Here is a 12590-nt window from a genome sequence, read left to right on the forward strand (position 1 = left end):
CGACTAGTACTTTTTTCATTTTTACATCAACAAATTAAAAAAAGAAAAAATGAAATTAAAATTACTATTATTAGTGTTATTTGTAACGGTAACAACTTTTGGACAAAACTGGTCTCAAGTTGGTACAACACAATTTACCAACTTTGCTTCTGACGCCGTCATAACAACAGACCCATCTACCGGTGAACCATATGTTGCTATTGTAGAACCTCTAAGTTCTAGCAAAATATCTGTTAAAAAGTTTGATGGTACAAATTGGGTTTCTCAAGGTACTTTAGTTGGTGAAAATGCAATAAATATCGCTTTAGCCATTAATCCGATTAACAATCAACCTGTTGTTGCATATAGAGACACAACAGATTCTACTTTATACGCCTATACATTTGATGGAACAGCATGGTCTTTAATAATGAATTATAATGTTACGCTTAAAAACCATAAAGTTCAAATTCAATTTAACGCAGCAGGTGACATGCGATTTTCTGGACATGAAAGCAATGATAGATTGGTAGTAGTTGAAAAGAAAATGTCGGGTCCAATTACTAAATATACTACTCCGAAATATTATGGTACCGAAAATAAATTTGATTTTAATGCTTTTAACAAATACTACATTGCAAATAGAGTCTATCAATCTAGAAGTGAATGGGAAATTCATAAAATATCTGTAGATAGATATGGTATAACAGATTTTACGATAAGACCACGTTCTTACGGTGGAGGAACAGAAATCACTTTAAAAAATATTTACGGAATTTCTGATAATGATTTTGTTGCCGCCTTTGATGTATCTGCAAGATATAACAGCACTACAGGTATAACAGAACCTGCTAATGAGGTTGTAATTTACAATAATACAACAGAGGTAAAAAGAATTGGTGCAGTAAATGACATTGTTCAATTCAGAAAAAACTTTGTAAATAATCAATTATATGTTATGTATGCAGAAAAAAATTCTGCTGATATTGCTTTTCAGAGTTATAATTCTATTACAGATAGCTGGTCTAATTTACCAACAACTAGTATTGATAGTAATAGTAGCGCCAACTTCTTTATAAACATGGCTATCGATAAAATAGATGGTTCTATTTATGTAGTATATTTAGATGGTTCTAAAGCTTCCGTTAAGAAGTTTTCAATAATCAAACCTGCTAATCAACCTATAATTTATGTAGATAAAAACTCGCCGAATGTAAATGGAAACGGTAGCTCTTGGGCAAATGCAAACCCTAGTTTACAAAGTGCTTTACAAAATATTACTAGTTTAACTGAAGAAATTTGGGTTGCAAAAGGCACATATTATGCAAGTACAACAAACAGAAGTGAATCTTTTAACATTATATCTAATAATAACTTAAAACTATATGGTGGTTTTGATGGATCTGAAACCTCTATTTCTGAAAGAGATATTTCTAGTAATCCAACAATATTATCTCGGCGATTTAAATAATGATGATTCTCGGTGCATTGGCATTTAACAATACTACAATGGCAGAAAACACTTACAACATTGTAAAAGTAAGTGCAGAAGATGTATTATTAGATGGTTTTACAATTACAAATGCAAATGCAAATGGTAGTACACAAAATGAACAAGAAGGAAGCGCTATAACGCTTTTACCAACTGTAAAAAACTTTGTACTTAATAATAGTATTATTTCTAATAACATCAACAAAAGAGCTGGAAGTATTAAAAGTATAGATCCTTCGGCTAACGTATCAATATTATTTTCAAATTCAATTTTTAAAAATAATTTAGCAGCATTTGCAAATGCATTGTACAGCAGAACTATTTACGGAAAAATATTAAATTTTACCAGTGTAAATATGTTATATGATAGTAATATAATAGATAATGTAAACGGCTCTGGTGTATTTTGGTTTAGAAATGATCAGGGTGCATGTACAGTAAATGCAAAATTTATAAATGATACTTTTGTTAATAATACAGGTAATAGAGTGCCTTCTGCCGGTAATGATTTACCTGTTATAACCGTTGGGCAAACCAAAGGAGTTATAAAAACAGATATTTCTAACAGTATTTTCTGGAACAATACAGATGGTAACGGCAATATTGTACCTGCTTTGGGTAGAAACGGAAATGATGCATACCCGAGATATAACAAATATGTTAGTAAGTAATAGTTTAGATTCAGATGGTTTTTCTAAAGTTACATATAAACAAAACATTATAACTTCAGATCCATTATTTACTAGCGCAACAGATTTTAGTTTACAAGCAAATTCTCCTGCCATAAACATGGGTGATAATTCTAAAGTACCTGCAGATATTAATACAGATATACTTGGCAATACAAGAATATTTGATACCACTGTTGATTTAGGAGCTTATGAGTTTGGCGCATCTGCAGTAGCAGGTTTAAGCGACATTAATAAAATAGCATTTTCTGTATATCCTAATCCAACAGTAAATGTTTTAAACATCAAGTTAAATGAAGATATCAAATTAGCAGAAATCTACAACTTACAAGGGCAAAAAGTACTTTTTAGCAAACTAAAAACAATAAATACTAGCAAACTTAGTACCGGCATTTACCTTTTAAAAATAACAACAACCGATAATAATATTGGTTTAAAGAGATTTGTAAAAGAATAAAATCCCCCAAAAAAAGAAAAAGATACTAAAACGCAATCATTAATTTGATTGCGTTTTTTTGTAATGTGATATATTTGTAAAAAACATATTCTAATGAAAAAAATAGTTTTCTTTTTAATTTCAATAATCAGTATTGTTTCTTGTAAAAAAGAAGAAAATACTAACTTTAAAATTGGTGTAATTTCAGACTGCCAATATTGCCATTGCGACGTAAAATGGGATCGTTATTACAAAAAATCACCCACAAGATTAAAAGAAGCAGTACATACTTTAAATAAAGACACTTTAAGTTACACAATTCATTTAGGAGATTTTATAGACAAAGATTTTAAGAGTTTAGATAGTATTTTACCAACTTGGCAAAAATTAAAATCAGAAACATATCATGTTTTAGGAAATCATGACTTTGAAGTAAAAGATTCTTTGAAAAAAGAAGTTATTAAAAAATTAAATTTAAAAAACAGATATTACAGTATTGTAAAAAATGATTGGCGTTTTATTGTTTTAGATGGTAATGACTTAAGTTTTTTTGGCGCTCTTTCTAAGGATAAAAAAAGACAAACTGACTCAATTTTTAATTTACTAAAGGATAAAAACCTGCCTTTTGTAAAAAAATGGAATGGTGCATTAAGCTTAAAACAATTAAGTTGGATTAAGAATGAATTAGATATTGCAACAAAAAATAATGAAAAAGTTGGTTTTTACTGTCACTTCCCTATTTATCCAATCGATCAACATAATATCCGGAACAGAGAACAATTCTTAGCACTAATTAAGCCCTATACCAACGTTAAATTTTTCTTTAACGGACATAATCATGCCGGAGCATATGAATTAAAAGACAACGTGCATTATTTAACCTTTAAAGGTATGGTAGATACAGAAAATGAATCTGCCTTTGCAAATGTAGAATTCAAAAAAGATACGATTATTGTGAACGGTTTTTATAGAGAACCTTCTAGAAAATTAGTGATTAAATAATTACGATTGAAAACCTATAACAAAACAAATTTTTTTAAACACACTTTTTGTGAATTTACACAAATTGATAATTTTGATTTTCCAGAAAGCACAATCTACGTAAGCAAATCTAATAGTATGTATTTCTATACAAGTGAAGGAGTTTACAGAAAATCAAACCATTGGGGAAGAGTTGCTAATTGCAGATGGAAATTAATTGCAGATAAAAATTATAAAAATCAGAATACGGTTACTGCTTATGCAAAATGGAGCTGCTTTTACCCTATTAATTCATCAGAAAAAAACTTTTATATTGAAGCTAATTTTGATGAAAAAACAGCTAAAATCAACCCTAAAAAAGAAAACACAACCAATTATTTATTTTCTTTTTCTGAAGCTCAAAAAAGAATCAAACAAATAACTCATTTATTTAAAGATGATAAGTGGGCTAAATATTTTGAAGATGATCTTGAAATTATTAGAAAGAACATTATTTCAGAGTTTATAAATTCTGATAAAACATTGCAAGAAATAAAAATAAGATTCAAATAAGAAATCATCTGTTTTCTGTAAATTTGTCTTTCTCAATATAAAATCTAAAAGTTTTAACATCAATATGAACATACCACAAACTAGTTTTCCAAGAGTTGTAATTATTGGTGGCGGTTTTGCAGGTTTAGCTGCAGCAAAAGGATTAGAAAAGCAAGAATTGCAAGTTGTCTTATTAGACAAGCATAATTATCATACTTTTCAACCTTTGCTATATCAAGTAGCAACAGGTGGTTTAGAACCAGATTCTATTGCTTTTCCGTTAAGAAAAAGATTTAATGATGTAGATAATTTCTATTTTAGATTAGCAGAAGTAGATAAAATAAATACTGATACAAATACGATAGAAACCTCTATTGGAAATTTAGAATACGACGAATTAATAATTGCAACAGGTTCTAAGACCAATTTTTTTGGAAACACAAACATCCAAAAATATGCCATGGAAATGAAATCTGTACCACAATCTTTAAACATTAGAAGTTTAATTTTAGAAAACTTTGAAGAAGCACTTTTAACTTCTAATTACGAAGAAAGAAAAGCTTTAATGAATTTTGTAATTGTTGGTGGCGGACCAACAGGTGTTGAGTTAGCTGGTGCTTTGGCCGAAATGAAAAAAGGAATTTTACCTAAAGATTATCCAGATTTAGACATTCGCCAAATGCAAATAAATTTAATACAAAGTTACGGTGAAATTTTAAAAGGAATGAGCTCACAAGCTTCTGAAAAAGCAGAAGATTTTTTAATAAAATTAGGCGTTAATGTTTGGAAAAATTTACGTGTATTAGATTACGATGGTAAAACTGTAACCACAAACGGAGAAGATCATTTTAAAGCAGAAACTGTAATTTGGGCGGCTGGTGTAAAAGGACAAACTATTGATGGTTTAGAAGCAGAATGCGTAATAGAAAGAGCCGCAAGAATTAAGGTAAACGAGTACAATCAGGTTTTAAAGCATACAAATATCTATGCGATTGGAGATGTTGCTTGTATGTCAAACGAAAAAAATCCGTACGGGCATCCTATGATGGCGCAACCTGCAATACAGCAAGGTAAATTAGTTGCTAAAAATATCATTGCAAAATTGTTTAATAAAGAGTTAAAACCATTTGTTTATAATGACAAAGGTTCGATGGCTACGATTGGAAGAAACAAAGCTGTTGTAGATTTACCAAAATGGAAATTCCAAGGAATTTTTGCTTGGTTCGTTTGGATGTTTGTTCACCTTTTTTCTTTAATTGGTTTTAGAAACAGAGCTATTGTATTTTTAAATTGGGTTTATAATTATATACGTTTCGATAGAGAAACTCGTTTAATAATAAGACCTTTTAAAAAGAAAAACTTTTACTCTTTTAAAGATTAATTATGGCTTCTAAAAGAATCGTAAAATGCCCTAATTGTGGTGTATTTAATACAAACAGAGAGTACTGTAAAAATTGTAACACCTTAATTTCTCATCAAAAAAAGAGAGAATTAAAAAAACAAGCAGTTGAGCAGCAAGAAATAGAAAAAGTAATTTACGAAAAAGAGAATCCTAATTTAGCAGAAAGGCTTAAAGATCATTCTAATATTTTTTATAGAATATTCGGTTGGATTTTATATTCTGTAATTACAATTGTTAGTTTAATTGGCGCTGGTTTAGCTTGGTTAATAGCAATGGTTGCTGCTGGTTAATATGAAAAAGCTATTATTTTATTATTTTATCTTCTCTTTAATTACAGGTACAACTGTTTATTTTTTACAATATTTTTCTGTACCATTACCAAGAATTATTCGCTATTATTTAAATGATTTTTTAATAATACCAATTGTTTTATATAGTTGTTTGGTTGTGCTAAAATGGTCTAGGAATGATAAAAATTTTACTTTAAGTTTAGCAATAATTTTATATTTATGTACACTATATAGTGTATTGTTCGAGTTTGTTTTTCCTAAATATTTAGCAAGATATACCAAAGATTTTATAGATATTATTCTTTATTTTACTAGCGGAATTACGTTTTATATTCTTCAAAAAATACAACATGAATTCAGCAAAAATAGCTAACCATAATATTGCTCGATTAAATAAAGCAATTGTATTTATAGAAAATAATTTATCAGAAAAACTGTCTTTACATATTATTTCTAAAGAAGTATATTCTTCGCCTTTTCATTTTCACAGGTTATTTAAGATTGTGGTTGGCGAGACTTTACAAAATTTTATAATTAGATGTCGAATTGAAAAAGCAGCTTCAATTTTAATTCATCAAAAAGAAAAAAGCATTACCGATATTGCCACAATAGTTGGTTTTGAGAGTTTATCTTCCTTCTCTAAATCATTTAAAAATTTCTACGGAATTTCTCCGAACAAATTTAAAACCGAAACTTTACAAAAGTTTATTAAAATATCTAAAACAGAAAGCAAGATTGGTAAAGTTACTGTAACATTTGAACAATATATTTGCAATCTAAACAAAACTATAAATTGGTTAAAGATGAAAACATCACCGAAAATAAAAAAATACCAAGATTAGATTTAGCATACATTTCTTATAAAGGTAAAATGGAAGCCATTGGCAGTGTTTATAATAGATTGGTAAAATGGGCAACGCCAAAAGGATTGATAAATGAAAAAACTAGAATGGTGACAATTTATCATGATAGTCCTAAAATTACAGATCCAAATAATCTTAGAATGAGTGCGTGCATGGTTTTAGATGATCCGATTGATTTGGATGGAGAAATTGACCTTAGAATTTTAAGTCCAACAAAATGTATTGTTTCTAGGTTAGAAATTACTCCACATCAATTTCAGCAAGCTTGGGAAGCTTCATTTGCTTTTATGGTAAAAAACGGTTACGAAAAATCGAATATAGATCCTTTTGAAATCTATTATAATAATGCTGCAGAGCATCCGAGAGAACAAGTTTATTGTAGATTTATGTATTCCTATCAAATAATTTTACAATTCGTCTTTTAAAAATTACAACTCGGTATTTCATTTTATTTTTATAACCGATGTCGTTTCATCTTTGTAATATCAAAAAACCCAAACCGATGAAACGTATTTTATTTTTTCTATTTACAATAAGTCAAATATCATTATTTGCCCAAACAACAATTTCACGGTAAAGTAACAGATTCTAAAAATTTCCCTATAGAAGGTGCTAACGTGTATTTAGATGGAACTTATGATGGATCTTCGACAAACGAAAAAGGAGAGTTTTCTTTCTCTACATCAGAAAAAGGAAATCAAACAATTGTTATTTCTTATATTTCTTTTGAAACATTTATAAAAACTGCCAGTGTTACTTCATTAAAAAATTTAAAAGTAAAACTAAGAGAAGATGTAAATTCTTTAGATGCAGTTACTATTAACGCTGGAACTTTTGAAGCTGGCGAAAAAGCAAAAGTAACCGTCTTAAAACCTTTAGATATTGTAACTACTGCAAGTGCTTTAGGCGATGTTATGGGCGCTCTACAAACTTTACCTGGTACATCCACTGTAGACGAAGATGGCAGGTTGTTTGTGCGTGGTGGAGAAGCAGAAGAAACTCAGATTTTTATCGACGGAATGCGAGTATTTACACCATATGCACCGGCAGCTAGAAATATACCAACCAGAGGTAGATTTTCTCCGTTTTTATTTAAAGGAATTTCTTTTTCTACAGGAGGTTATTCTGCCGAATACGGACAAGCATTGTCAAGTGTTTTACAATTAAATACTATTGATGAGCCTTTAGAAGAAAAAACAGATATATCTTTTATGACACTAGGTTTAGGTGTTGGAAACACTCAAATTTGGGGTAAAAATTCTTTCAGTATAAATGCTTCATATATCAATCTAGCGCCTTATCAAGCAGCATTTCCGAGACAGAAATACTTGGACCAAACCTGTACAATCTTTAAACGGAGAAATGGTGTATAGACACAAATTCGAAAATGAATCTTTACTCAAATTATATGGTGCTTTTAGTTATACTTCTTTCGATTTAATTCAAGAGGATATTAACTTCGAAAACGGATTTCAGTTTGGTTTAAAAAATCGAAACTTATATTTTAATGCATCTTACAAAAATAAATTTGCAAACAATTGGAGGTTAGAAACTGGTTTAAGTTTTACAAACGATTATTCTGATATAAACATTTTTGATGATACAGTTTTAGACAACGAAAACTCAATGCATGTAAAGGTTAAATTAAGAAAAAGGTTTTCTAATAGATTTAAACTAAGCTTTGGTGCTGAATATTTTATTACAAATTTTAATGAAGATTACATTTCTAACACAAACGATTTTTATGAATTTGATTTTGACAATAATATTTTTGCATCGTTTGTAGAAACAGATATTTTCTTTTCTAAAAGTTTAGCAGCAAAAGTAGGTTTAAGACTAGAAAACTCAGAACTTCTAAATGAATTTACCGTTTCCCCTAGAATTTCTATTGCGCATAAAATTAGTAAAAACTCTCAAGTTTCTTTAGCCTACGGACAGTTTTACCAAAATCCGAAAAATGACTATTTAAAATTCAACCAAAATTTTAAAGCAGAAAACACATCGCATGTAATTGCGAACTATCAAGCAATCAAACAAGGTCAAATCTTTAGAATTGAGGCATATCTAAAAAACTACGATAATCTTGTTAAATTTGATAGAAATACACCTGCATTTTCTAGTAATTATAACAATAATGGTTATGGTTATGCAAAAGGTTTCGACATATTCGGCGACAGAACAGAAAAATTAAAAATACAGATTACTGGGTTTCATATTCTTATTTAGATACAGAAAGAGATTATAGAAATTACCCAACAGCGGCAACACCAAGTTTTGCATCAAAACATAATCTGTCTTTAGTAGCAAAGCATTGGGTAGAAAGTTGGAAAAGTCAACTTGGTTTTACGTACAACTTTGCATCAGGCAGAAACTATACAAACCCTAACGAAGTTGGTTTTCTTAATAATAAAACAAAAAACTACAACTCTTTAAGTGTAAATTGGGCATATTTAATAGATCAACAAAAGATACTTTACTTTTCTGTAAATAATGTTTTGGGCACTCAAAATGTATTTGGTTATAATTACAAAAACACGCCGAGAACCAAACGGAAACTTTAACAGACAAGCAATTATACCAAACGCAGATCGTTTCTTTTTTATTGGTTTCTTACGGACAATTAGTAATAACAAAAACACAAATCAGTTAGATAACTTGTAAAATTTACAATTCGGTTATAAAAAACAACAATTCGGTATGTTTGTTGTTTTAATTTTGAAAAAACATTCGATATTTACAGTGTTAAACAAATTAAAAAAAATTATGAAAAACATTCTTCTAATAATCGCACTTATTTTTACAGGTTTATCAACTACTAAAGCACAAGAATCTACAGTAAATTTAACTATTAACATTTCGGTTTAAATTCTGATAAAGGAACTTTAATGGTAGGAGTTTACAATAAGGAAGAACTTTTTCTAAAAAAACAATTTAAAGGAAGTCTTGCTAAAATAAAAAATAAAAAATCTGTAGTTATTTTTAAAGACTTACCTAAAGGAGAATATGCCGTTTCTTTTGTGCATGATGAAAATAATAATAAAAAAATGGACACCAATTTCTTTGGAATACCAAAAGAGGATTACGGTTGCTCTAATAACGCTACTGGATTTATGGGACCACCAAAATACAGCGATGCAAAGTTTATACTTTCTGAAGATAAAACAATACACATCGAAATATAAAATTAACCAAACCACAAAAACTTTTTAAAATGAAAAAATCTATTTTAATTATCGCAATTTTCATTGCGACAGGAATTGCTGCGCAAACAAAATATCAAAAAGGAATGCAAAAAGCTTTCTCGCTTTGGAAACAAGGTAAAATGACAGAGAGCTCTCAATTATTTGAAAGAATTTCTAAAGCAGAACCTACAAAATGGTTGCCAGCATATTACACCGCAAACGTAGAGATATTAAGCAGTTTTGGTTTAAAAGACGAAACAGCTTTAAAAGCAAAATTAACAAAGGCTCAAGAATTTTTAGACATTGCAAAAGCTAACTCAGAAAATAACCCAGAAATATTAATTACGCAAGCACTTTTAAATTTAGGATATATTGCTTTTGATGGTCAAAAATACGGAATGACCTTGTCCGGAAAAACAAATCAATTATATGCAAAAGCATTAGAAATTGCGCCAAACAACCCAAGAGTTATTTTAGGGAATGCAGAGTGGAATATGGGAACTGCAAAATATTTCGGGCAATCTACAAAACCATATTGTTCTGAAATTAAGCGCGCAATTGAGCTTGGTAAAAAAGAAAAAATTGAAATTGAATTTTATCCGAAGTTTATGCAAAATAGAGCTGAAGAAGTTTTAAAACAATGCGAATAACAACATCTAAAACTAATCATAAAAAAACTTGAGAATATTCTCAAGTTTTTTTTATGCCTTTTTAATTTTATTAGATTCTAGGTCTACATACAATTTCTTTTTACCATTTGGTAATTTTATTTTTGCATCATGAAAAGTACCAAAAATAGTTTTCCCTTCAATTACTACAGACTTTCTTGGCTCTAAATACTCATAAATACAATTTCTATAAGCATCTAAATATTTTGGTTGAATACGAGTTAGAAATTCGGAATACACCTCATCAAAATCTTGATCTATTTTAGATTGTAACCACCTATTTACCAAAGTTGTATCTAAATATGTTTTTTTAGAATTTTTACCTTGCATAGATTCTTTAGTAGGTAAATCTTCAAAATTTGAAAACTTACCTCCTCTTCTACTCGAAAAGTCTCCGGTTTCTTTAAATTTAGCTCTAGAGCCGAAGCTTTTCTAAGTAGCCATTTAGACATTATCCTATAATTTTATTTATTAAGTCTTGTTTGGCTTTCTCATCTTCACCAAAAAGCCATTGTAAAACATTGTCTTCCCAAATTTCTTCTTTTTCACTTTCAGAAATTATTTTTTGATCAATAGCTAAATCTAATATTTTACCAGGATAAGAAGATTGTTTATCACTTTCCATTTCACCTAAAGGATAAGGATCATCTAAGCCCATTAAAACTTGATTTGTTCCTTGTCTTTTAAACATTAGTTTTAAAGAATCTGTATCGTGTACAAGTGTATCAAAAAATATGTTTTTATGTCCTACAGCTTTTCTAGGATGCGTTTTGCCCTCAAACAAATCGGGCCTTCCGTCGAAACCTTGAATTCTTCTTCCCAAATTCATTTGTGCCAATTGCCCACCGTGCGCAAAACAAGTTCTAATATTTTTAAAACGCTCTTGCATACCATTTAAGGTATAAAAATGATAAGCATCACCACATTGTGCTAACATCCAAATTAAATGAAAACGCCAATTGGTATTTTCTAATTTAATCATCTTATCACCATCATATGGATGAATTTCGATTGCCAACTTGTATTTATCTGCTAGTTCAAAAATTCGATCATTTTCTTCATCAAAAACACAACGCCATTGCCCAATAGAATCCATAAAATGTGTTGGTAAACACAAAACTTTTAAATCTAATTCTTCTACACAACGTTTCATTTCATCTAACGCACCATAAATAAACCCCGGATGCACAACAAATCCGCAAGTAAATTTAGAAGGATGTTCTCTTTGCACTTTTGCGTTAAAGTCATTTTGAAAACGCAATGCTTTTTTCATTTCTTCTAAACGTAAACCATTACCATACAATTGAGAAAGATTTAGAACAACCGCATGGTCTATCTTATTTTTCTCCATCCAAAGTAATTTTTCATCTAAGAAAAAACTAGAATCTGTTACAGGTCGTCGCCAACCTTTTTGTAACATGTGTTTACGCTCATCATCTACCCAAAAAATTTCCTTTTCTTTCATAAATTCAGGAATTTCTTCTGGATAAGGTAATAAATGAGAATGACCGTTAATACGTAATTTGCGTTTCATTTACTATATTTTATTTGGTGCAGACATTACAGTACCACAATTACTACAAGTACATTTTTCTTTATCAGAATAGTATTTATCGAAAATTATTGGCATATCAGTTTCGATGTTATCTAAAGGAAATTCTTCTCTATACAATTGGTTTCCGCAATTTTCGCAATACCATTCTAAAGCATCTAACATACGTTCAGATCTTGGGTATTCAATTACCAAACCAACTGTATTTTCTTTTCTTTGTGGTGAATGTGGTACTTTACCTGGTAATAAATAAATATCACCTTCATTAATTTCAACATCAATTTGTATTCCATCAGAATCTATAATTTTTAAAATCATATCTCCTTCTAATTGATAGAAAAACTCCGGAGTTTCATTGTAATGATAATCTTTTCTATTATTTGGCCCACCAACAACCATTACAATATACTCGCCATTATCCCAAACCTGTTTATTACCAACAGGTGGTTTTAATAAATGACGATGTTCATCAATCCATTTTTTAAAATTTATAGGTTGTACTAAATTACTCATACATTAATTATT

The 12590-nt window shown here is 29.5% G+C and carries 15 protein-coding genes and 1 pseudogene; 13 read left to right on the forward strand and 3 right to left on the reverse strand.

Features of this window, described 5'->3' with window-relative positions; genetic code table 11:
- Nucleotides 1-49 precede the first annotated feature (49 nt).
- The 13 genes and pseudogenes from ACZ1HD_RS11560 to ACZ1HD_RS11620 all read left to right on the forward strand — a co-directional run bounded on the left by ACZ1HD_RS11560 (nt 50) and on the right by ACZ1HD_RS11620 (nt 10495).
- Nucleotides 50-1450, forward strand: a complete 1401-nt coding sequence (locus tag ACZ1HD_RS11560; RefSeq protein WP_472687502.1) for a hypothetical protein — start codon at nt 50-52, stop codon at nt 1448-1450.
- The gene (locus tag ACZ1HD_RS11565; RefSeq protein ID WP_472687503.1) at nt 1450-2142 is read left to right on the forward strand and encodes a hypothetical protein; all 693 of its coding nucleotides are present in this window, start codon (nt 1450-1452) and stop codon (nt 2140-2142) included. Before ACZ1HD_RS11560 ends, ACZ1HD_RS11565 begins: the two co-directional genes overlap by 1 nt.
- Nucleotides 2102-2617 (forward strand): T9SS type A sorting domain-containing protein, encoded by a 516-nt coding sequence (locus ACZ1HD_RS11570; RefSeq protein WP_472687504.1) that lies wholly within the window; start codon nt 2102-2104, stop codon nt 2615-2617. The genes ACZ1HD_RS11565 and ACZ1HD_RS11570 overlap by 41 nt, the downstream gene beginning before the upstream one ends.
- Nucleotides 2618-2710: 93 nt before the next feature.
- Nucleotides 2711-3598, forward strand: a complete 888-nt coding sequence (locus tag ACZ1HD_RS11575; RefSeq protein ID WP_472687505.1) for a metallophosphoesterase — start codon at nt 2711-2713, stop codon at nt 3596-3598.
- 117 nt (nt 3599-3715) lie between these two features.
- Entirely contained in the window at nt 3716-4129 is a 414-nt protein-coding gene (locus tag ACZ1HD_RS11580; protein WP_472687506.1) for a hypothetical protein, read from the forward strand.
- A gap of 64 nt (nt 4130-4193) precedes the next feature.
- Nucleotides 4194-5489 carry an NAD(P)/FAD-dependent oxidoreductase gene (locus tag ACZ1HD_RS11585; protein ID WP_472687507.1) on the forward strand — a complete coding sequence of 432 codons (1296 nt, stop codon included), beginning with the start codon at nt 4194-4196 and terminating at the stop codon, nt 5487-5489.
- A gap of 2 nt (nt 5490-5491) precedes the next feature.
- Nucleotides 5492-5800, forward strand: coding sequence for a hypothetical protein (locus ACZ1HD_RS11590; RefSeq protein ID WP_472687508.1), 309 nt, complete (start codon nt 5492-5494; stop codon nt 5798-5800).
- Nucleotide 5801: 1 nt separating this feature from the next.
- On the forward strand, nt 5802-6173 hold the full coding sequence (locus ACZ1HD_RS11595) for a hypothetical protein (RefSeq protein ID WP_472687509.1): 372 nt from the start codon (nt 5802-5804) through the stop codon (nt 6171-6173).
- Complete coding sequence (locus tag ACZ1HD_RS11600; RefSeq protein ID WP_472687510.1) at nt 6151-6642, forward strand: helix-turn-helix transcriptional regulator; 492 nt, start codon at nt 6151-6153, stop codon at nt 6640-6642. The genes ACZ1HD_RS11595 and ACZ1HD_RS11600 overlap by 23 nt, the downstream gene beginning before the upstream one ends.
- Nucleotides 6594-7088, forward strand: coding sequence for an AraC family transcriptional regulator (locus ACZ1HD_RS11605; RefSeq protein ID WP_472687511.1), 495 nt, complete (start codon nt 6594-6596; stop codon nt 7086-7088). The genes ACZ1HD_RS11600 and ACZ1HD_RS11605 overlap by 49 nt, the downstream gene beginning before the upstream one ends.
- Before the next feature lie 77 nt (nt 7089-7165).
- Nucleotides 7166-9324 (forward strand): annotated as a pseudogene (locus ACZ1HD_RS11610) (TonB-dependent receptor).
- Between the two features lie 224 nt (nt 9325-9548).
- Nucleotides 9549-9845, forward strand: a complete 297-nt coding sequence (locus tag ACZ1HD_RS11615) for a DUF2141 domain-containing protein (protein ID WP_472687512.1) — start codon at nt 9549-9551, stop codon at nt 9843-9845.
- 29 nt (nt 9846-9874) lie between these two features.
- Nucleotides 9875-10495, forward strand: a complete 621-nt coding sequence (locus ACZ1HD_RS11620; RefSeq protein ID WP_472687513.1) for a hypothetical protein — start codon at nt 9875-9877, stop codon at nt 10493-10495.
- Nucleotides 10496-10546: 51 nt separating this feature from the next.
- On the opposite strand, the gene ACZ1HD_RS11625 is transcribed toward ACZ1HD_RS11620, so the two are convergent.
- From ACZ1HD_RS11625 to ACZ1HD_RS11635, 3 genes are all read right to left on the reverse strand, one after another.
- Complete coding sequence (locus ACZ1HD_RS11625; protein ID WP_472687514.1) at nt 10547-10843, reverse strand: hypothetical protein; 297 nt, start codon at nt 10841-10843, stop codon at nt 10547-10549.
- A 121-nt stretch (nt 10844-10964) separates the two neighbouring features.
- Nucleotides 10965-12047, reverse strand: a complete 1083-nt coding sequence (locus ACZ1HD_RS11630) for an amidohydrolase family protein (protein ID WP_079737009.1) — start codon at nt 12045-12047, stop codon at nt 10965-10967.
- Nucleotides 12048-12050: 3 nt separating this feature from the next.
- Nucleotides 12051-12578, reverse strand: coding sequence for a 3-hydroxyanthranilate 3,4-dioxygenase (locus ACZ1HD_RS11635; RefSeq protein ID WP_472687515.1), 528 nt, complete (start codon nt 12576-12578; stop codon nt 12051-12053).
- Nucleotides 12579-12590: the final 12 nt, after the last annotated feature.

This window comes from Polaribacter sp. HA6-7, assembly GCF_055693625.1.

Excerpts from the sequence above, each read along its gene's own strand:
- ACZ1HD_RS11560 (WP_472687502.1), top strand. The coding sequence starts at position 50 with ATGAAATTAAAATTACTATTATTAGTGTTATTTGTAACGGTAACAACT.
- ACZ1HD_RS11565 (WP_472687503.1), top strand. The coding sequence starts at position 1,450 with ATGATGATTCTCGGTGCATTGGCATTTAACAATACTACAATGGCAGAA.
- ACZ1HD_RS11570 (WP_472687504.1), top strand. The coding sequence starts at position 2,102 with ATGATGCATACCCGAGATATAACAAATATGTTAGTAAGTAATAGTTTA.
- ACZ1HD_RS11575 (WP_472687505.1), top strand. The coding sequence starts at position 2,711 with ATGAAAAAAATAGTTTTCTTTTTAATTTCAATAATCAGTATTGTTTCT.
- ACZ1HD_RS11580 (WP_472687506.1), top strand. The coding sequence starts at position 3,716 with ATGTATTTCTATACAAGTGAAGGAGTTTACAGAAAATCAAACCATTGG.
- ACZ1HD_RS11585 (WP_472687507.1), top strand. The coding sequence starts at position 4,194 with ATGAACATACCACAAACTAGTTTTCCAAGAGTTGTAATTATTGGTGGC.
- ACZ1HD_RS11590 (WP_472687508.1), top strand. The coding sequence starts at position 5,492 with ATGGCTTCTAAAAGAATCGTAAAATGCCCTAATTGTGGTGTATTTAAT.
- ACZ1HD_RS11595 (WP_472687509.1), top strand. The coding sequence starts at position 5,802 with ATGAAAAAGCTATTATTTTATTATTTTATCTTCTCTTTAATTACAGGT.
- ACZ1HD_RS11600 (WP_472687510.1), top strand. The coding sequence starts at position 6,151 with ATGAATTCAGCAAAAATAGCTAACCATAATATTGCTCGATTAAATAAA.
- ACZ1HD_RS11615 (WP_472687512.1), top strand. The coding sequence starts at position 9,549 with ATGGTAGGAGTTTACAATAAGGAAGAACTTTTTCTAAAAAAACAATTT.
- ACZ1HD_RS11620 (WP_472687513.1), top strand. The coding sequence starts at position 9,875 with ATGAAAAAATCTATTTTAATTATCGCAATTTTCATTGCGACAGGAATT.
- ACZ1HD_RS11625 (WP_472687514.1), bottom strand. The coding sequence starts at position 10,843 with ATGCAAGGTAAAAATTCTAAAAAAACATATTTAGATACAACTTTGGTA.
- ACZ1HD_RS11630 (WP_079737009.1), bottom strand. The coding sequence starts at position 12,047 with ATGAAACGCAAATTACGTATTAACGGTCATTCTCATTTATTACCTTAT.
- ACZ1HD_RS11635 (WP_472687515.1), bottom strand. The coding sequence starts at position 12,578 with ATGAGTAATTTAGTACAACCTATAAATTTTAAAAAATGGATTGATGAA.